Source organism: Psychrobacter sp. H8-1 (assembly GCF_904846575.1).
Classification (GTDB): domain Bacteria; phylum Pseudomonadota; class Gammaproteobacteria; order Pseudomonadales; family Moraxellaceae; genus Psychrobacter; species Psychrobacter fulvigenes.
This window is the reverse complement of the sequence record NZ_CAJHBG010000001.1, coordinates 2,143,778-2,164,047: the sequence shown is the minus strand read 5'-3', so window position 1 is coordinate 2,164,047 and position 20,270 is coordinate 2,143,778. Positions and strand designations below refer to the sequence as shown.

Sequence of the window (20,270 nt, the reverse complement as noted above, 5' to 3'; positions counted from 1 at the left end):
TGAATCACAAGGATATAAGAATGGATGTCAAAGCGTTATTCAAAAAAGGCATAGAAAAGCAACTACTGGACGTTGAAGACTATATTTTTACCCCCAAGCGTATGGATATGAGTGTCGATGAAGGCGAGCTGGCTTGCATCTTGAACAGTGATGGCAGTGTCAATATCTTCTATAGTAAGCATGGCATAACTGACGTTAGAGCCGCGGCTCGTAAACATCCGTTTACTGACTTTGAGACAGAGTTACATCATGGGATATATGATGATGTTATCGAAGACTTGATTGATAGCGTAAATGAGATCATAAACAGTCATTCTAAATACTTTCGCAGCACCAAAGTCTTGCCCACAACTGCTCCATTACCAGATAGCTCAGTGATTACAGAGGCAGACAAGTAATAAGGCGTCACTCTAAAAAACCTATCAATATTCACTCTTCATAAAGTTGTTATTTATATAAAAAAGACACCAAGCGCAGCGTTGAATAATGTGCTCTGTGTCTTTTTAGTGAATTTACGCCTATGACTGCACAATGCTACCGTAGCAGCTCTGTAGCGATTTGGCGACAACTCTCGTGACCAGTTGTGCACGATACGCTGGGTCTATTGCTGCATTGCCCATATCAACGAGAGTTACTTGTTGCGGTGCTTGCTCACTGACGCAGCCACACACCTTACTTTGTATCGCTTCTTCTTGTGCATCTGTCATGGCAGCACTGGCAATGCGCCACGCACTTTGCTTTTCAATCTCGATGCGACACTGATTATCAACTGCCGCTTTGAATACGTTCATACCAATCTCGTTAGCAGTGCCGATAGCGTTGCCGGCATTGTTATTGACGCCGCCTGTGGTGGTACATCCAGCTAGGGCAAAAGTAGCAAGCATAGCGCTAGAAAGTAAGATTTTCTTCATGATTTAGTCCTTTAATGATTGTTAGAATTGGGGTGTCAAGATATTCACAAGAATCTGTGATTATACATTTTTATAGCATTGACTCACATAACAAATAGCTAAGGTGAGGCCTATTTATGAGTTACCTTATCGGCGAGTAAATGAGTAAATGAGTAAATGATTGATGCTAGAATTAAGTAAGCAAGTCTATCGATTATTCTAAGTTCTTAACAGATTGGCTAACCATGCGACCAACTCACGAGCAGGGGCGTCAATCAAGCACTGTGGACAATTAAGATAGGTCATGACGCAATCATTTAAATCGGTCAGCATATGTAATATGAGCCCTAGTCCAATGAGTCGATAGGGTTTCTTTAAAAAAAACATGCCTACATAAACCAGCATCGCATAATAAGTATGCAATGGATGAAAGTTAATATAGTCGGTCTTTTATAAATAAGATACAATACTATTAAAACTAAGAGAAAGATATTAATAACGATGACTTATTCTGCAGACTTCCGGGCGCAAGTGATCAAAAGCGTCAAAAACAAAGACATGACTATTCGTGAAGCGTGTACTTTCTATGACGTTAGCAAGACGGCATTACAACGCTGGTTGAAAAACCCAACAATCAAACAATCTCGGGATAAAGCACCCAGTAAAATACCAAATGAAGCACTTCTTCAAGACGTTGCGCAATATCCAGACGATTACATGTATGAGCGAGCACAGCGTTTAAATTGTAGCAAATCAGGCATTGAGATTGCCTTAAAGCGTCTTGGTATCAGTCAAAAAAAGACCTTGGAACATCCAAAAGCCTGTCCGATCAAAAGAGCGATATTCCAGAGTAGGCTTGATCACTTTAAACAGCAAGGCTATCCCATTGTCTATATGGATGAAAGCGGCTTTGAGCACGAGACTATCCGCTCTCATGGCTATGCACCGATAGGTACACCCTGTATAGATAGCTACAACTGGCAAGCAAAAAAGCGTACGAATGTCATCGGGGCATTGTATGAAAAAATGCTGTTTGCGCTTGATTACTTTGAGCAGAATATTAACAGCACCATATTCTACAACTGGTGCAAACGAACACTAATCCCAAGCCTTAAAACCAAATGCGTTATTGTCATGGATAATGCTCGGTTTCATAAAAATAAGCGTATCCAAAAACTACTCAACAGACATGGTCATCGTATTTTGTGGCTACCACCGTACAGTCCTGATCTTAATCCCATTGAAAAGAAATGGGCTCAAGCTAAGTTTCTACGCCAAGGCTGGATGGAGAATAATCTGCCTAAGCTATTTCATGATATGGGTTGTATCTCTTTTATTGTGGATTGACTATATTTCATGATATGGGTTGTATCTCTTTTATTGTGGATTGACTATACTACAGCGATTGGGTGAGAAGATAGGGGTGGCGAATAGGTGGTCTAAATCGACCAGCATGGTGGCTAGCAATATCAAATAAACGCGTTTATAGTCGCTACGGAAAAACACATAGGCAATGATCAAAGGCATACCAAAGTGTAGGAAATAATGCACAAGCGTCTGAGTCATTGGTTTTCCGATTCAAAATAGGGCTCTGAGTGAATGCTATTTAACGATAATAAAACAAAAAATCCAGTTAAGAAAATCATCTTAACTGGATTTATTTGTATAGCACGAATATTTGGATTTAGATATTCTTACCATGCTGTTTTTGCTGAATGTCTTTTGCCAGATTGTAGCATTCATTGATGTGGTCAGTCGCAATCTTTTTAAAGATCATATAACCCATGGTTGCTGCAACCATTTGCCCACCAAGCGGGATAAACTTGGTCACTTGTTTGGCAGCGATACGGCCACCGAAACCTTGCATGGTTTTTTTGATGATGCCACGTGTCGCCATTAAGCCAGCAAAGTCTACCGTACGGTCTTTTAGCGCTTGCCAGTGAATCGCGCGTGACTCTAGATCGACTGCTGACTCACGTCCTTCAATTAGGCCAAAGCGTTCGCTAATATCAGGTAGCAGTTGGGTCAACATGCCCGCATCGACAGCCACATCAAAAAAAGGCACTGGTACGATAGCCACACCGGCAGAGTACTTGGCACGTTTTTTGACCAGTTTTTGACATTCTTTTTTTACTTGATCTAAATCCAAGTTTGGATCGATGGTGTTTGGGAGTTTTTCAGCTGCTGGAGTGGTTTTCATAAAGCTTCCTTATCTAAGGTTAAATACAAAAATATTAATTTTATTAAAATAACAAGTCTTTCAGATGGTTACTATTTTATGGATTTATAGATGACATACAATCATTGCTTTGTAGCAAAATGCAGAAAAATACTATGGCTATGCAGAGTTTTTGTAAATTTAGAGCGGTTTGGTTAAATATAGCATTGTTTGATATTTTTTGGCGTAGCCATCTAATAGGTATAGTACTCTTCAAGCTTCAGCCCACTCATAAACATACTCTCCAAAGCAATGTGATGCAATGATGAAGGGTATACCGAGACGCTATAAATTGCCATTGTGACCCTGTGACAAAGCCAGTAGAATACGCTCATGCTAAATTTGATTCCCCGTTATACTGGCACTCGCATTGACGAGTTGCCCGCCGCATTGCAACCCCTTGCCGCTCAATCAGTGACGCTTGCCAGGCTTTATGCTGGTCGCGGTATCACGACGCCTGATGAGCTTGAAACTGGACTGTCAGGTCTATTGCCCGCTGAGATGCTGCACGGTGTCACGACCGCAGTGCGTCTACTAGATGCGGCGATTGATGAGGCTCAGCGAATTTTGATCGTCGGTGACTTCGACTGTGATGGTGCGACCAGTACCGCGCTAATGATGCGTGCTTTGACTGCCATGGGCGCGGTCGTTGATTTTCTAGTCCCTGATCGCTTCAAATACGGCTATGGTCTGACGCCTGAGATTGTCGAGTTGGGCATTGAAACCTATCAGCCCGACATGATAGTGACGGTGGATAATGGTATCTCAAGTCATGAAGGCGTTGCCCGTGCGCAGGCTGATGGTATTATCGTCATCATTACCGATCATCACCTCACCACCAAAGAGATACCGCCCGCTGAGGCCGTGGTCAATCCAAACCAGCTCGATTGCAACTTTAACAGTAAGGCATTGGTTGGAGTGGGCGTGGCGTTTTATGTGCTGGGACGACTGGCAAAGCTGCGCCGTGAAGCAGGCAAGTCCACTGTACAGGTCAGCCAATATCTCGACTTGGTCGCGCTTGGGACGATTGCAGACGTTGGCGTACTCGATAAAAACAACCGCATTCTAGTACATCATGGGCTGAACGCTATCCGACAGGGACGCTGCTGCCTAGGTATATTAGCACTGCTTGAGCAAGCAGGCCGTGACCCCAAGCAACTGCATGCGCAGGATTTTGGTTTTGTCTTAGGGCCGCGTATTAATGCCGCGGGACGCATGGATAATATGCGCATCGGTATTGAATGCTTATTGACGGAAGACTGGAGCACAGCTCAGCGTCTGGCGCAGGAGCTTGAGCAGCTCAACCGCACGCGCCGTCGGGTAGAAGGCGAGATGCGTGCGCAAGCAGATAGTATCGTGCAGGCATTGGCTGCTGATGATTCTGACAGCAACCGTTCTGACGACAGCCATTCTGACGCCAATAATGATGAAATAATTAGCCATGCTCGCTCTGTTAACCATAAACCTAACAGCCAACCTAATAATAATAGTAATCGCAGTATTATTTTGTATCAAGACGATTGGCATCAAGGCGTCATCGGTATCGTCGCTGGACGTCTAAAAGAAAGCCATTATTTGCCAAGTATCGTCTTTGCACCAGCAGACACACAGCGGACGGCTGACGATGATGCGATTAAAGGCTCAGCACGCTCTATCGCTGGCGTGCATATACGTGATGCGATTGAGCAAGTTGCTGAGCGCCATCCTGACTTAATCAGTCACTTTGGTGGTCATGCGATGGCAGCTGGCTTGACTCTTAAGCGTGGGAACTTCGATGGCTTTGTGCGTGCTTTTGATGAAGTCATGGCAGAGATGGATGATGAAGTGTTTGCCGAGCAAAAATTTACTGACGGACCTTTGCAGGCGGTGGACTTTAGCTTATGGTTCGCTGAGCATTTAGCCAATGCTAGCATTTGGGGGCATGGCTTTGCGCCGCCTATATTTGATGGAGTGTTTGAGGTGCTTAGCTTTAAAGTTTTAAAAGATAAGCATCTCAAACTTTCACTGCGCTATCCTGATGTGCAGTATCCGATAGAGGCGATTTATTTTAATTTTGATAGTGAAGTTTGGGACTATCGCGCTGAGCAAGTGCATGTATTATTTGAGCTTGACATCAACGAGTGGAATGGCAAACAAAGCTTGCAGCTGATGGTGAAGGATTTAGCAGTCGTTAAACCTTAATCCACTAAGCGGATAGACGGCAGATGCCAGTCGAAACGCAATGCCAACATACGTACCCAAAAAATAATACCGAGCATGATAAATTCATTGACGCCTGCATGCACACCCAAGTAATCCAGCAATAAGTACGCCACTGAGCCAACAATGCTGGCGGTGATATATATTTCACGCTGCAGTACCAGTGGTATCTGATTACAGATAATATCACGTAATAAGCCACCGATAATCGCCGTCCAGACGCCCATCATAATGGCAATCAGTGGTGACATGTCTTGGTTCAAAGCTACTTTAAAACCGATAACGCTAAAGGCAGCAAGACCAATAGCATCAAACAATTTAACCGCTCTATCAATCTTATGATAAAGATGGAAAAAGGTCTGCAGGATAAGAGAGGTTGCCGTGATGACAAACATGTAGTTAAGATCTGTCATCCAAAATAGTGGATGGCGATCTAGTGCCAAATCGCGCAAAGTACCGCCGCCAACAGCATTGGCCATGGATACTAAGATACAACCTGTGACATCAAAGCCTTTATGCTGCGCCAGTAAAGTACCGGCAATAGCGCAAGCAATCACGCCCACCATATCCAGTAGATACAATAAGATGTCAGGGAATATTAAATCATTAACCATGGTTATATTACCAAGTAGTGACCGTTAAAATGGATGGGTGCTTGAAAATTCTATAATGATTTGGAAGGCGTCGACTTAACATGAGAATGCTGTTTAGCCATCTTTTGCAAACAATATCAGTCCCAGCATAATCAGAGCGATACCAACCAGTCCCATCGCTGAAGGTAAAGCATTACCTAAGAGCAATATACCACCAATCAACGCAAATACCACTTCGCTGGCTTGGGTTGAGTCAACACCCGCAACTTCACTTGAAGTCTGTGCTTGCTCACGCGCGTACAAAAAGATGGTGGTCGCTGCAACCCCTGCCAGTAACGCGACAAGCAAGGTGTTAAATAGCTGTGAAGTATCGGGCGCTTCAGGTCGCACTATCATGCCCAAAAGCAACCAGAAAGGCAAACTACCAACAGTCATTAGCCATACTTTATTAAAGGCATTTTGCAATAGTGGCGTTTCGATGGTAGGAACGCGTGCGATGAGTGTTTGTAGTAAAGACTGAGGTTGGACAGCAAGGGAATTGCTAGACTGCATGGTGTCAGTTTCGCTTGCTTGCTGCTGCATAGCATTGATTTTCTTGGCATTAAAAGAGACTTGCCAGACCAATTGGTTACCGATGGGATAGCTAAAAGCCGCTACTAACGCAGGCAATGCACCATAAAGCAGTACTTCTGCCATTGGCGCAGCATTGATATCGGCCAGAGCAGAGGCACGGAGGCCTTCGCTGACATTGACCAGTACCACACCAATGAAGACCAGTAGCGCGTAACCAATAAACTTTTTATCGAAGCGCTGGCCAAACGCCAGTAGCACGAGCAAGCTGGCGACGACAGTGAACATAAAAGTCGCGGCGACCACCCAACCTGCGACATGGTCAGCTGCATAGCAAATGCCAGTATAAAAAACCCCAAAGCCAATACTTCCGGTCACGCACCAAAATCGCCAATGCTGCCAAAAAATAGTCGCCAGCTGTTTAATGCGCGCAAAGCCGTGTTGCTTAACGATAATGGCAGTGAGGATGAGCCACATAAATACATAACGTAGGCTTGCAGACCAGAACCAATGGCCACCTGCTGCACTCATGAGCTCGTTTAAAATAAAGGTTGAGCTAAAAAACGCGCCAGCCAATAAGCCCAGTAAAATCAGTCTGACCATTTTGCATCCTTGCAACGATTTTGAGGTGAGCAGCGATATTTATTTGTATTTTCTGCGCTCGTTATTTGCCTTTGGCATCTGCCCAAATGATTTTGTGCAGTTGCAATTGGAAACGCACAGGCAAAGCATCAGCCAACATCCACTCTGCAAGCTCTCGTGCCAGTACGGGCACGTCAGGGCTGGTTATTTCTTTACTAGTAGTGACATCCTCTGCAACGTTGAACATCGGTGAAAACCAAACGGTACCGACGAGTTCATTTAGCTTATGCTCAAACAGCTTTTCTTTCGCCCAGTCATAATCGGCGCGATTCATAATGACAAACTTGATTTGGTCATGCTGCGTCAGATAGTCGAGGTTTGACCATAGGTTTTTATCTGCTTCACCAGAGCTTGGAGTTTTGAGATCCATCACTTTACTAACGGCTGGCGGGACGTTTTCGACAGTGAGTGCGCCTGCGGTCTCAAGCGATATCTCATAACCGTCGGCCAGTAAGCGTTTCATAAGTTCAATAGCGTTTGGCTGGGCAAGGGGCTCGCCGCCCGTCAGACAGATGCGCTTACAGGGGTAGCTTTTGATGATGTCGATAATGGCTTCTAACGACTGGCGTTCTCCGCCACTAAAGGCGTATTCAGTGTCACAATATACGCAGCGTAGCGGGCAGCCTGTTAGGCGTACAAATATCGTTGGCAGACCTGAGGTCAAGGCTTCACCTTGCAATGAATAAAAAATCTCAGTCAGACGAAGACCAGCTTCAGGATCAGTGACGGGGATGGTAGCGTTGCGTAAAGATAGCTCAGTCATAATATTTTCAAATACGGTTAAGGGTTGATAAAGCGTTTAAACATTTATCAACAAAGATAAGAGGGGAGCTCATTTTGATAGCAGGTATAAACACTTAGTGCTTATCTATAGTCAATTCGAAATAAAATCGATACATTGATATTGTCGTGCTACTGGTACAAATTTTCCTTGCTTGCTTGCTTGCTTGCTTGCTTGCTGTGCGCTTCGCGCTCCAGAGGCTGCGCAAAATTTATCCCAGTAGCACTGTATCGGTTTTAAAGTGTATCAACTATATGCTTAAATACTGTCATGTTTAAATAAAAGAGAGATTATAACGTAAGCGCTCATATTAAACCCAAAAAGTCTCTGTCAGTACCATGGTCGCATATACAAACGTCTTAAGATTAGATGATACTGGCTCTGATGCTTATCAATGCGTCATGACTTCTCTGACAATATATTCGGCAATCGCTAAGGATGAGGTTGCACCTGGCGATGGTGCGTTACGAATATGGGTAATATTGCCCTGTTTTCTAATAACAAAGTCGTCCACTAAAGAACCGTCAGCCTCCATTGCTTGGGCACGGATTCCTCTGGTAGCAGGTGTTACGGAAACTTTCGCTAGAGAAGGTACATATTTAGCAGCTTGTTCGACGAAGTTCGTTTGACTCAATACCGTACGTAGCTCACGCATGGCCGCAGGCATATTTTTCGACGAAAATTTCCAAAAGCCTTTATAAGTAAGAAAGTCATAAATATCTGCAGCATTATAATCTTTACCACTGTAGTTTTCACGACCCAAAGAGATAAATGCGTTTGGCCCTATAGTCATTTGGCCATCAATGCGCTTGGTAAAGTGGACGCCTAAAAACGGATAATTAGGATCGGGCACAGGATAAATCAAGCCTTTGACATAGGCTTTGTAAGTTTCATCAATCACGTAATATTGACCAAAAAAAGGCACTATTCTGGGGGTTTCTGTATCGCCTGAGCCAGCTGCTAACCGATCAGACTGCAAGCCGGCACAAGTAATAACCTGATCGAAAGCATTATCGTGTTGCTCATTGTTTGAAGGACTGTCTGAATGACTACCTGATAAATGCACAGTAACCTTATTATTTTTCTCCGTTAAACGAACGACTTTTTTTCCGAGAATAATATGCCCGCCTTTTTGCTGAATCTCTTCAGCAATTTTTTTGGCAATATCCCCATAACTTACGATAGCAGTACGCGGAGAGTAGAGGGCTTTAGTACCAATACAATTGGGTTCGACTTCTTTAATCTCTTCGGCATTTAGCATGCGAACGTCTGGCACTTGATTAGCGATCGCTTTTTGATAAATGCTCTCTAACCTAGCTTCTTCGACTACGTTTAATGCCACTACTACTTTTCCGCATTCATCGTAGGCAATATTATTTTCCAAGCAATATTGTTTGACCAGTTCAGCACCTCGGCGACATAAGCGCGCTTTAAGACCACCGGGTTCATAATAAAGGCCAGCATGTACGACACCAGAGTTATGGCTTGATTGATGCTGAGCTACGCCATCTTCTTTTTCAAACACTGTGACATTAGATTCTGGAAAATCCAAAAGTAGTTGCCGTGCTACAGCAAGTCCATTGATGCCTCCCCCAATGATGGCATAGTGCTTGTTAATCATATCAATTCCCCTGATGAGCCGTTTGAAAGTAAATGATCAGCAGTTTAAAAGTAGACAGTAGGTAACGTATATAACCACCAATAACTTAGAAAAAAACCGACTTAGAGCAAGTCGGCTTTTTTAACTAGGGTCAACAGATCATAAATACGAAGCTAAATAACCATAGAAATAATATAACCGTTATTTAACAATGTTTCACTTATGCTAAGCGTAATAGCTCATTTACTGAAGTTTTTGCACGGGTTTGCGCATCGACTTTTTTCACAATGATAGCCGCATACAAGCTGTACGTACCGTCTTCTGCTGGCAAGCTACCTGGTACCACAACTGAGCCCGCTGGTACACGGCCGCGATGAATCTCGCCCGTTTCGCGATCATAGATACGTGTAGATTGGCCGATGTAGACACCCATAGAGATGACTGCGCCTTCTTCTACGATGACGCCTTCAACGATCTCAGAGCGCGCACCGATGAAGCAGTTGTCTTCAATAATAGTTGGGTTAGCTTGCAGGGGTTCTAAGACGCCGCCGATACCGACGCCGCCTGATAGATGCACGTTTTTACCGATTTGCGCACATGAGCCAACGGTTGCCCACGTATCAACCATCGCGCCTTGATCGACATAAGCACCGATGTTGATATATGAAGGCATGAGTACTGCACCCGCTGCGATATAAGAGCCTTTACGTGCAACAGCTGGTGGTACAACACGTACGCCAGCTTCTTTGAATTGTGCTTCAGTCCAATCCGCAAATTTAGTGGGTACTTTGTCATAGAACTGCACATGTTCGCCAGCGGCTTGAACGTAGTTATCGTTCAGGCGGAAAGAGAGCAACACCGCCTTTTTGGCCCACTGATTGACCACCCATTCGCCATCTTTCTTTTCAGCGACACGCAAGCTACCATTGTCTAGTTGTTCAAGCACTTCATTAATGGCGTCGCGTACGTCTTGTGGCATAGTAGCCGGGCTGTATTCGTTACGGTTTTCAAAGGCTTGTTCGATGGTTTGTTGCAATGACATAAATATTCCTAATAGGCAGTGGGTAGGGGTAAATGAACGTGAACTTTATATTTAAATGAATCGTACGGCTTAGACTAAAAAATGGCTTGCTGTATTGTCATTAATTTAGCAAGTTTAGCAAACCATCACAGTAACCGCTACTTACTTAGATGATGTAGCCAGCTTAAGATATCTTGGTAGACCATGGTATGGTGCTGCTCGTGTAGAGGTTCGTGACGCATGTTAGGGTATAAGCGCGCGTCTGTTTTGTTAAATCCTTGCTTGTGCAAGTGGTTGATTATATTACGAATACCGCGCCCCATATTACCAATAGGATCGTTTTCACCGCTGACAAACAGCATCGGGAAGTCCTTGTTAATGGTACTGGCCCAACCTTTATGAACGCCTGCTTGCATTAGAGTGAATAAAGTTAAAAAGCCATTATTGGTAAAGTCAAATCCTGTTAAAGGATCGGCTTCATAAGCTTCAATAGCAGCAGTATCTTCATTGAGCCACGCAAACTTCGAGGCAGAGATGCGATTATCAAGCTTGCTATTGAGTATCTTATTCATGAGGTCAGCAAACACGCTATTGGGCTTTTTCGGTGAGGTTTTTGCTAGGATACCATTGATAGGTAATATCGCCTTTATCAAGGGATTGGCATCGGAAGTACCCATCAAGATGGCACCAGCAAAATCTTGAGCATGATGCTTGAGCACCGTACGCACGATAAATGAGCCCATGGAGTGGCCCATGATAAAGTGTGGCACCTTTGGATGACGACGTTTTAAGGTATCTGCCATGACGATGACATCCTTTAATAAGGTCTGTACAGGATGTTCGCTTGCAATAAAGCCAAGCCCTTCAGGTGTTTTTACCGTTTTTCCATGACCGAGCTGATCATAAGTGGCCACTGCTATTCCATTATCCGCCAAGAATTGTGCAAAGTCTGCATAACGACCGCTGTGCTCTGCCATACCATGTACTATCAGCAAGGTGGCTTTGACGTTGTCATCTTTTGGCTCAAAAAAACGATGATGTAGATAATGGATTTTGTCAGAGGAGATGATTTGCTCGGAGGTAAACATAGGCAATTCCTTAAATGGGTAATGATCTAAAAACTGGACTAACAATAGATAAGATAACGATAGATAAAATAAAGAGGTATCCGCTAAAAGCGCTTATTATAAGGGGCGCTGATAAATGGCCTTACCCTCTTTGATGGTTTTTATCACTTTGATATCACGAATTTTATCGCTATCTACCGTCAATGGGTTGGCGTCTAAAATGACCAAATCAGCAAGCTTACCTTCGACCAAGCTACCTTTGCTGTCTTCTTCAAAAAACTCATAAGCGGCATGGCTCGTAATGGCTTTTAATGCTTGATAGGGCGTGGCTCGCTCTTCTTGACCGATGATGTTGCCTGAGCGCGACGTGCGATTGACTGCTGACCACACTGAAAACAAAGGGTCTAATGGCGTTACAGTATCATCAGAATGGTTAGTATATATGATTCCCATTTTATCCGCTGTCGCAATTGGGCTTGAAAAGTAGGCGCGCTTTTCGCCTAAGTTTTGGACGTGCACATCGCCCCAAAAATAGGCATGATTGGTAAAGAATGACGGCAGCATATTGTACTTTTTAAAGGCTTGTAGCTGGTCGGGGCGCACAAACTGCGTATGAATGGGTACAATGCGGCGGTCTTTATCAGCGGCTTGTCCCGTCTCTTTAACCGCATGTTCGTGCGCTTTGAGAATCATATCGGTTGCGGCATCGCCATTATTATGGATAAATAATTGATTGTCACGCTGATAAGCCTTGACAAACATCTCGTTCATCTCATCTTGACTGATGCTCGGCAGCCCTCGGCAATCACTCTTACAATCTGCAACTGGCGTCAGATAAGGCTCGGTAAAGTAGGCAGTTTTGCCTTGCGGTGAGCCGTCAGCGATGATTTTGGTGCCTTGCACTTTAAAGCCATTCTGATAGGTTTTCCATCTAAAGTTTTCATCGGCTAAGTTTTCATCCAAGTCGCTAACGCCTGCCAATGCTATCAAGTCAATTTTGAGCTTGCCTGCATCCGCTTGTGACTGGAAAAACTCAATAGCATCGCGCGTGGTTGAGCCATCATTGGCGGTGGTCACGCCGTTTTTGGCATAATAATCTTGAGTTTGCTCAAAGAACTGAGCTTGTTTGGGCGTCATTATCTGCAGCAGGTTGTACATAAACGGATACATTGCCGTTTCTTGTACCAAACCATTCGGCTCATTGGAGCCTGCCACTCGGGCGATATTACCACCAGCGGGCGCTTGGCTGTCAGCGGTGATATTCATAGCCGCTAAGCCTTTAGAATTGGCGACGCCCATATGACCACTGGTATGCTGAAGATAAACGGGATTATTTGGCAACACACTGTCGATCTCATCTTTGGTCGGATGACGCTCCTCGCTCAGTTGCGTCTCATCATAGCCCCATGCAAATATCCATTCGCCATCGGCAATGCTATTGTCCTCTTTGTAAGCTTTTAGCGTTTGCAGCATTTTATCTATACTATCGACATCACCGATGGGTGGTGGATTGAGGTTCGCTTGCCCCATGGTATTGGACACCAGTCCAAAATGGCTGTGCGGATCGATAAAGCTTGGTAGCAAAGTTTGGTTTTTTAAGTTGACTTGCGCAGCGCTTTTATACTTGTTTTGTGCCTCGGTTAGGCTACCGACATAGGCGATCTTGCCTGCTTTGGTCACTAAGGCTTCTACCATTTCTGGTTCATCGCTTGCCATCGTAATAATATCGCCATTGTAATAAACGGTCGCTTGGCTCGCTGCCGTTTGCGTCATTGGTTGATTTGCTGTTTGATTGAGGCTGTGATTGGTCGTACAACCAATTATGCTCATCAACCCAAGGCTTAATAAAGTTGGTTTAGCCAACATGCTTATCGTCATTATTATTTCCTTAGTTATTTTTTTAGAAGTCGTTCCGTGAGTAGGGTCTTATTATAACAGAAGGGCATAAAGACAATATTTGCCTATTTCTGATGGAGATAAAAATTATTGAGCAAATTGTGGCTGCAATTTATGGGAGTTTACATATAACGTTCAGCGTAAATAAATTAAAACACCCCCAGCATATGTTCTGATAAAGGTTTACAAAGCGTGTGAATGTTGTTTAATAATGTTCACTAATGTGAAGCTGGGTTTTGCATGGTGAAACAATCCTTGGATTTTAGATATGGTTTTTATTATATTTACAATTATAGTAGATTTATGTTGAATAACAGATTCTAGCTTAAGGATGTTATTCAATGCAGATTTATCACTTATTATAATGTTATGATGAATGAGTGTTTTGTGTAACACTACTTTGTTCTATTTTATCAAGGAAGGAAAATATGAAATCTATCACCAAACTATCTCTAATCACGGCAATGATCGCGTCTAGTATGGCGTTCACTGCGTGCTCAAATTCAGAAAATGAAACGGCGAGCGTTGATGATTCAGCAGTCGCTGGTGAGCCAGAATCTACCGCGGCCACCGCTAATGATAAGCTTGATACTAAGTTTCTGACCATAGCGACAGGGGGCGCGTCTGGCCCTTACAATATTATTGGTACTTCCTTATCAGAAGTCTATGTCAAAACCTTTGGCGTCAACTCAAAAACCCAAACGACTGGTGCCTCAGTAGAAAACGTCAACCTACTAACCCAAGGCAAAGTTGATATGGTGTTGGCGCTGAGTGATGTGGTCACAGATGCGGTGGCTGGTGAAAACAACTTTGAGCAGCCGATAGATAATATCCAGCAAATTGCTGTTCTGTACCCGAACGTGGTACAAATCGTCACTACTCAAGGCTCTGGTATCATGAATATCGAGGACTTGCGCGGCAAGCGTATCGCTGTTGGCGATCAAGGCTCTGGAACTGAAGTGAATGCGCGTACGTTATTAGAAGGATTTGGCATTACTTATGACGACGTTACGGTCGATTACTTAGGTTTCGCTGAAGCAGCTGATGGTATGAAAGCGGGTAAAATTGAAGCGGCGTTCTTTAGCAGTGGTCTACCAAACTCGTCACTGATGGAGCTTGAGCAGGGCTTAGACTTGCAGTTGGTAACGATTAATCAAGATAAGCTCAATGAAATCATTGCGACCAAACCTTATTTCAAAACCTTTGAGATCCCTGTGGGCACTTATGGCAATGAAGCAGCGATTCCGACTGCAGCCATTATGAACGCCTTATTAGTAAGCTCTGATTTGTCTGAAGATGATGGCTATAAGCTGACGAAAACGTTATTTGAGAACTTAGAAGGCCTAAAAACTGCCCACCAAGCGGCCAATGACATTACTTTAGAAACTGCTAACGTAGGTATGGTAGCGCCCATTCATCCTGGGGCTAAAAAATACTATGACGAGCAAGCAGCCAAGTAGGTATCTATGGGTATTAACTGGCGCAGCACTGAGTGTGGCGTTGGTTTTTTTAATACTATGGATAACCTCATCACCTCAGTCTGTCATTGAAGTCAGGGTAGAGGAAGGTGTGGTATTTGGTGAGACTGATAAAAGTGTCTGTTATTTTGTCGAACCCAATTTTGAGCTACGCTGGATGCACTCAGTAGAAAAACAGTGGTGGGAGGAGCAGTATCAACGTGAGAGCGCTGGACTGCTATTGACCACCACTTATTTTGAGGCGTTCGGCGCCGGTACCCCCTCAACCGAAACATTGGCTGCAATACAAAAACCTGGATATCTGGGTTATCAAATCAATGAAAGGCTACCCAATTTGGATTGGGTAGTCTCAAGGCTCACCAAAGGTGAGATTAATTATGGCAACCATCAGTTTTTGATTCATCAATGGCTGCCAGATTATTCCGCAGTCACTATTACGCCCAAGGCGTATGGTCTAATTGATAGATTAAAAAAGGACTTTTGTCATGAATTCTCAAGTGATGGATCAGGGCAGCGCGACGGCTCGACCAGATGATGATACTAGGCTGAACAACACTGCTAGCTTGTCTGAGCAACCTGATATGGATAAGGCGACTGATGCTGAGACAGAAGCTCATAACCGAGCCATACTAGAAAAGTATGATCGAGAGTCAATTACCCGCAACATCACCCAAGGACCCGTAAAATACTTTATCGCAATCATTTGTATTTTATATTCTATCTTTCATTTGTATATCACCTTTAATCCCATGCCAGCACTGCTACAGCGTTCTGTGCACGTAGGCGTTGGGTTTGCATTAATATTTTTGATTTTTCCCGCCAGTAAAAAAAGCAGCCGCAAGCAGGTGGCTTGGTATGACTGGATTTGGTTTGCATTGTCCTTATCTGGCATGGGTTATCTGATATATGAGTATCAAGATATCGTCACCTCGCGTGGCGGCATGGCCAATCAGGTCGATGTCATATTTTCTATCATCACCGTGATTTGTGTGCTTGAAGGCAGTCGTCGGATTACGGGTTGGATTTTGCCTATACTGGCATCGATATTTTTGGCTTATCCGTTTGTCAGTCATTTAGATTTTATGCCTGATCGGCTTCTCACACGTCCTTATGATATGGGTGATATTTTCGGTCAGTTATTTTTAAAGACGGAAGGTTTGTATTCTGTGGCGATTGGTGCCTCGGTAACTTTCATCTTTTTGTTTATTCTATTTGGCGCCTTTTTATCGCGTTCTGGAATGGGGCAGTTGTTTAATGATTTGGCACTCGCGCTAGCGGGCGACAAAAAAGGCGGCCCTGCCAAGGTAGCGGTCATCTCAAGTGGGTTTATGGGTAGTATCAATGGCTCAGCCTTGTCAAACGTCGTCAGTACGGGCGCATTTACCATCCCACTGATGAAAAAGGTTGGCTACGAAAAAGACTTTGCAGGGGCAGTAGAGGCGAGTGCCTCAGTGGGCGGGCAGATATTGCCACCCATCATGGGCGCCAGTGCCTTTATCATGGCAGAGACCACAGGTCTGCCCTATAGTACGATTGCGCTGGCAGCATTATTACCAGCGGTGCTGTACTATTTAGGGGTCATTGCACAGGTGCACTTTCGTGCAGGGCGCCGCGACCTAAAAGGTATCGCCAAAGAGAATTTACCACAAGTAAAAGCGGTGCTAAAAGCGCGCGGTCATATGCTGCTGCCGATTGTGTTTTTGATTTATTTATTGATTGAGAACGTACCAGTAGGCTACGCTGCTGCTTATACCATTGGCTTCACAGTCGCCATCAGTATGATACGCAAAGAGACCAGAATGGGAGTTGCTGATATTTTGGGCGCTCTTGAAGATGGCGCTCGACAGTCGCTCGCCGTGATGGCAGCTTGTGCGGTGGTTGGCGTTATTATTGGTGTTGTCAGCTTGACCAGCTTTGGTACGGTGATGACTTCCTCTATCGTGACGCTTGGTGCAGGATCACTATTCCTTACGCTTATTTTGACGATGCTTGCATCGATGGTATTGGGCATGGGGCTACCGTCTATTCCTGCCTACATTATTACGGCAACCATGGCTGCACCAGCTCTAGCAGGGTTTGATATTCCGATTTTATCAGCGCATATGTTTGTGTTTTATTTTGGTATTTTTGCCAATATTACACCGCCTGTGTGTTTGGCAGCCTTTGCGGGCGCGGGTATCTCTGGTGGCGATCCGATGAAGACAGGATTTTTATCATTAAAACTGGCACTGGCTGGATTCATCGTGCCCTTTATGTTCATCTATAGTCCCACTATGCTGATGATAGACCCAACTGGTTTGGCCGTCACTGCCAAGGACTTCCCGCTACCGCCTGTGATGGATATCATAACGGTAGTATTGACTTCGGTCACTGGTGTCATTGCGCTAAGTGCCGCGTTAGAAGGGTATTTTAAAGGTGCAATGAACCCACTGACTCGTGTAATACTGGCTGCTGGGGCGTTACTATTGATTTATCCTGAGATTACGACTGGTATAGTAGGCGCAGTGGTAGTCGTCATTATCGCGTTATTTAATATAAAAACAGCCGAGAAGCCAACGCCTACTTTAACGGTTTAAAGCGTTAGATATCTATATTAAGAGGTTGGTTAATGTCATAAAAAAGGGTGAGTAACAAAATCTGTTACTCACCCTTTTGACATTCTAAGCTTGAAAACTGGACTCTAAAAACAGCCGCTAGCGCTTAGCCACTCTTTTATATAGGCCCTGCGCAAGCGCTTTCACGATCATTGCCTGACTTTGTACAAAGCCATTGTACTTGGGCAAGTCATCGTCCATATCGCTGGCACGGCGATTATAAAACAGATGCATGGTCGGCTCAGGCAATGCAGCTATATCAGGGTAGTTGGTGGTCGGTACCAAGATGAGGCTGCCACCCAATGCCATCTCTATGCTGGGTTTATTACAGCGCGTACAAAGCCCGCGGCTAATGTTTGGCGGGAGTTTCCAGCGACGAAATTTGGTTCTGATGAGGTTTAACTGACTCACATCTGGCTTAAGTAAAATCGTGACATCATTATAAGCTTGGCCTGTGAATTCTTGGCAAATACTGCAGTGACAGATAAAGCGGCCAATGGGGGTATTGTTAATCATATAAGTATTGCTAAAACAGGAGCAAGAGCCTTCTTGTGGTATAAATTCGCTGCTCATTGGTCAGTCCTTTTTTAATAGGAAGTAAGAGTGGTATTAATTTACTATATTTACCTGACTCTCAATTTAATATGCACCATTGTAGGCTGTGGCTTTAGCCCAGCAACTTACTTCTGCAAAGTTATAATGCTGGGCTAAAGCCACAGCCTACGCAAATAATCTTAAATAGTTGAAAGCGGAGTTCTATGTAAAATATAGCACTATTCTCATTTACGAGTGTAGGTGCTTTGAATAGAGCGCAATAAAAAAGGAGACCTTTGTGAGTCTCCTTTTTATATCAATAGCTTTTAATAAATGGCTTAATCAGTCGAATATTAACAACCAAGTTTGCCTTCCGCTTCTAATGCTTTTTTGCTACGAATGGGCGCTGGGCAATCTTCGCCATAATACTGACGATCAGCAAAATAGCTTGAGCGTACCATCGGGCCTGCCCAAATACTAAAGAAGCCAATCTTTTTGCCGTAATCCATATAACGCTGAAACTCGTCTGGATGCACGTAGCGGTCAACTGGGGCATGGTTCTTACTAGGTTGTAGATACTGACCAATAGTAATCATGTCTACGTCATGCGCTTTTAGGTCGTCAAGCAGCGCATAAATCTCTTCTTCGGTCTCGCCAAGACCAACCATAAACCCGCATTTGGTCGCAATATCAGGGCGACGCTCTTTATAAAGCTTGAGCAAATCTAGCGAGTGCTGATAGTCAGAGCCTGGACGGAAGGCTTTATACAGACGTGGCACTGTTTCGATGTTGTGATTAAAGACATCTGGCGGCGTCTCACACAATAAGTCTAGCGCGACGTCCATACGCCCACGAAAGTCTGGTACGAGTATCTCAATCAAGCAGTTTGGGCTAAGCGCTCTTGACTCATTGAGGACATCAACGAAATGCTGCGCGCCGCCATCTTTGAGATCATCACGATCGACAGAGGTAATGACCGCATATTTGAGCCCCAGACCTTGAATCGTCTCAGCAGTATGACGCGGCTCATCAGGATCAAGATTATTCGGACGACCATGTGCCACATCGCAGAACGGACAACGACGGGTACAGATATCACCCATAATCATAAAGGTGGCCGTACCATCAGCAAAGCACTGCGGCAAGTTTGGGCAGGCAGCTTCTTCACAGACGGTGTAGAGCTTTTGCTCACGCAAGGTGGCTTTGATACGCGCCACCTCAGCAGGCGACGACATCTTTACCCGAATCCAGTCTGGCTTTTTCTTAGCTTCGACAGTCGGAATAACCTTAATAGGGATACGTGCTACTTTGTCGTAGCCACGTAGCTTTTCGCCTTGAACGGCTTTTTTGGGCTTTGCTCTGGCAGCAGGGACATGGGTTTGGACGGCAGTTGTCATAATTAAATCATCTCTTAACCCTCTGTATAGTAAGGGTTTATGGAATTATCAGTATGTTTTATGAGTTGAGATATTATAGCAGATAATAAGCGCTAGGCGCTTAATCAATCTTGTTAAGAATGCTTGCTCTTACTATAGCTCATCTCTTTACCCTAGCTTTATTAATCGATATCTATGTCTAGCTCATTCAGTATTTCTATGGCGGCACGAAACGCCTCTTGGGTAGCAGGCGCACCGCAGTAAGGTAGACTGTGCATTAATACTTCTCGAATCTCAGCGACACTTGCACCGTTATTGATCGCGCCGCGGATATGTCCTTTTAGCTCATTTGGGCTTTTTTGAGCGATTAAAAAAGCGATGGTTATTAGAGAGCGATACTTACGCGGCAGGACTGAATCATCTTGCCAAGTACTGCCCCAAGCATGCTCAATGATCCAGTCTTGTAGAGGCTGGGTAAACGGTGTTGCAGAGTCAAGAGAGCGTTTTACATGTGCCTTGCCCATCACTTCGGTGCGCACTTTTAGTCCATTTTCATAATTAGAGGGCTTGTCCATACTGTCATCCTTTTTTAAATTCAATAAACCATAAAAGCTATCGCTGTTGGTCTCGTTTTTTGTGCACTGTTATTTGCCAAATATTATTTGCTAGAAGTATAACAGCCACCTTGATTTTGGTTAACCTCATCTTGAAGATATTAAAAGTAGGTAGGGCTGGGCTGGAATATAAAAGAGCGGGATGAGCTAAAAAGGCTCTACAATCACCTGATTGATACCACCCATTTTTATAATAA

At 44.2% G+C, this 20,270-nt stretch carries 20 protein-coding genes; 6 read left to right on the top strand and 14 right to left on the bottom strand.

Annotated features, from left to right (window positions below; translation table 11 throughout):
* Positions 1-20: 20 nt before the first annotated feature.
* A complete protein-coding gene (locus JMY01_RS08740) occupies positions 21-398 on the top strand; it encodes a hypothetical protein (RefSeq protein WP_201575195.1) in 378 nt (125 codons plus the stop codon).
* 120 nt (positions 399-518) lie between these two features.
* Here the strand turns inward: JMY01_RS08740 and JMY01_RS08735 are convergent, their stop codons facing one another.
* Complete coding sequence (locus JMY01_RS08735; RefSeq protein ID WP_201575194.1) at positions 519-911, bottom strand: hypothetical protein; 393 nt, start codon at positions 909-911, stop codon at positions 519-521.
* Positions 912-1,109: 198 nt separating this feature from the next.
* The gene (locus JMY01_RS14130; RefSeq protein WP_265089889.1) at positions 1,110-1,328 is read right to left on the bottom strand and encodes a DUF6122 family protein; all 219 of its coding nucleotides are present in this window, start codon (positions 1,326-1,328) and stop codon (positions 1,110-1,112) included.
* A gap of 63 nt (positions 1,329-1,391) precedes the next feature.
* Between JMY01_RS14130 and JMY01_RS08730 the strand changes: the two genes are divergently transcribed.
* Positions 1,392-2,237: an IS630 family transposase gene (locus tag JMY01_RS08730; protein ID WP_201574958.1), complete on the top strand. Its 846-nt coding sequence runs from the start codon at positions 1,392-1,394 to the stop codon at positions 2,235-2,237.
* A gap of 30 nt (positions 2,238-2,267) precedes the next feature.
* On the opposite strand, the gene JMY01_RS08725 is transcribed toward JMY01_RS08730, so the two are convergent.
* Positions 2,268-2,456, bottom strand: a complete 189-nt coding sequence (locus JMY01_RS08725) for a DUF6122 family protein (RefSeq protein ID WP_201577703.1) — start codon at positions 2,454-2,456, stop codon at positions 2,268-2,270.
* Between the two features lie 118 nt (positions 2,457-2,574).
* Positions 2,575-3,090, bottom strand: coding sequence for a hypothetical protein (locus JMY01_RS08720; RefSeq protein ID WP_201575193.1), 516 nt, complete (start codon positions 3,088-3,090; stop codon positions 2,575-2,577).
* A gap of 351 nt (positions 3,091-3,441) precedes the next feature.
* Here JMY01_RS08720 and recJ point away from each other — a divergent pair, with 351 nt between their 5' ends.
* Positions 3,442-5,289 (top strand): single-stranded-DNA-specific exonuclease RecJ, encoded by a 1,848-nt coding sequence (recJ, locus tag JMY01_RS08715; RefSeq protein WP_201575192.1) that lies wholly within the window; start codon positions 3,442-3,444, stop codon positions 5,287-5,289.
* Here recJ and JMY01_RS08710 read toward each other — a convergent pair.
* The 7 genes from JMY01_RS08710 to JMY01_RS08680 form a co-directional block, all read right to left on the bottom strand.
* Entirely contained in the window at positions 5,286-5,921 is a 636-nt protein-coding gene (locus tag JMY01_RS08710) for a trimeric intracellular cation channel family protein (RefSeq protein ID WP_201575191.1), read from the bottom strand. The genes recJ and JMY01_RS08710 overlap by 4 nt on opposite strands.
* A 93-nt stretch (positions 5,922-6,014) precedes the next feature.
* Positions 6,015-7,073 carry a multidrug resistance efflux transporter family protein gene (locus tag JMY01_RS08705; RefSeq protein WP_201575190.1) on the bottom strand — a complete coding sequence of 353 codons (1,059 nt, stop codon included), beginning with the start codon at positions 7,071-7,073 and terminating at the stop codon, positions 6,015-6,017.
* Positions 7,074-7,134: 61 nt separating this feature from the next.
* Complete coding sequence (gene queE, locus JMY01_RS08700; protein ID WP_201575189.1) at positions 7,135-7,875, bottom strand: 7-carboxy-7-deazaguanine synthase QueE; 741 nt, start codon at positions 7,873-7,875, stop codon at positions 7,135-7,137.
* Positions 7,876-8,284: 409 nt separating this feature from the next.
* Positions 8,285-9,514, bottom strand: a complete 1,230-nt coding sequence (gene lhgO, locus JMY01_RS08695) for an L-2-hydroxyglutarate oxidase (RefSeq protein WP_201575188.1) — start codon at positions 9,512-9,514, stop codon at positions 8,285-8,287.
* 199 nt (positions 9,515-9,713) lie between these two features.
* Positions 9,714-10,535, bottom strand: a complete 822-nt coding sequence (dapD, locus tag JMY01_RS08690) for a 2,3,4,5-tetrahydropyridine-2,6-dicarboxylate N-succinyltransferase (RefSeq protein WP_201575187.1) — start codon at positions 10,533-10,535, stop codon at positions 9,714-9,716.
* 137 nt (positions 10,536-10,672) lie between these two features.
* The gene (locus JMY01_RS08685; RefSeq protein WP_201575186.1) at positions 10,673-11,602 is read right to left on the bottom strand and encodes an alpha/beta fold hydrolase; all 930 of its coding nucleotides are present in this window, start codon (positions 11,600-11,602) and stop codon (positions 10,673-10,675) included.
* Between the two features lie 96 nt (positions 11,603-11,698).
* The gene (locus tag JMY01_RS08680) at positions 11,699-13,459 is read right to left on the bottom strand and encodes an amidohydrolase (RefSeq protein WP_227677783.1); all 1,761 of its coding nucleotides are present in this window, start codon (positions 13,457-13,459) and stop codon (positions 11,699-11,701) included.
* A 446-nt stretch (positions 13,460-13,905) separates the two neighbouring features.
* Here JMY01_RS08680 and JMY01_RS08675 point away from each other — a divergent pair, with 446 nt between their 5' ends.
* Genes JMY01_RS08675 through JMY01_RS08665 form a run of 3 tightly spaced genes read left to right on the top strand, consistent with a single transcriptional unit; the run spans position 13,906 to position 17,531 of the window.
* Positions 13,906-14,937 carry a TAXI family TRAP transporter solute-binding subunit gene (locus tag JMY01_RS08675; protein WP_201575185.1) on the top strand — a complete coding sequence of 344 codons (1,032 nt, stop codon included), beginning with the start codon at positions 13,906-13,908 and terminating at the stop codon, positions 14,935-14,937.
* A complete protein-coding gene (locus JMY01_RS08670) occupies positions 14,915-15,490 on the top strand; it encodes a DUF1850 domain-containing protein (RefSeq protein WP_201575184.1) in 576 nt (191 codons plus the stop codon). Before JMY01_RS08675 ends, JMY01_RS08670 begins: the two co-directional genes overlap by 23 nt.
* Before the next feature lie 46 nt (positions 15,491-15,536).
* The gene (locus JMY01_RS08665; RefSeq protein WP_201577414.1) at positions 15,537-17,531 is read left to right on the top strand and encodes a TRAP transporter permease; all 1,995 of its coding nucleotides are present in this window, start codon (positions 15,537-15,539) and stop codon (positions 17,529-17,531) included.
* Positions 17,532-17,648: 117 nt separating this feature from the next.
* Here the strand turns inward: JMY01_RS08665 and JMY01_RS08660 are convergent, their stop codons facing one another.
* The 3 genes from JMY01_RS08660 to JMY01_RS08650 form a co-directional block, all read right to left on the bottom strand.
* Positions 17,649-18,122: a GFA family protein gene (locus JMY01_RS08660; protein WP_201575183.1), complete on the bottom strand. Its 474-nt coding sequence runs from the start codon at positions 18,120-18,122 to the stop codon at positions 17,649-17,651.
* 314 nt (positions 18,123-18,436) lie between these two features.
* Entirely contained in the window at positions 18,437-19,480 is a 1,044-nt protein-coding gene (gene lipA / locus JMY01_RS08655) for a lipoyl synthase (RefSeq protein WP_201575182.1), read from the bottom strand.
* Positions 19,481-19,641: 161 nt separating this feature from the next.
* Positions 19,642-20,034 (bottom strand): carboxymuconolactone decarboxylase family protein, encoded by a 393-nt coding sequence (locus tag JMY01_RS08650; protein WP_201575181.1) that lies wholly within the window; start codon positions 20,032-20,034, stop codon positions 19,642-19,644.
* Positions 20,035-20,270: the final 236 nt, after the last annotated feature.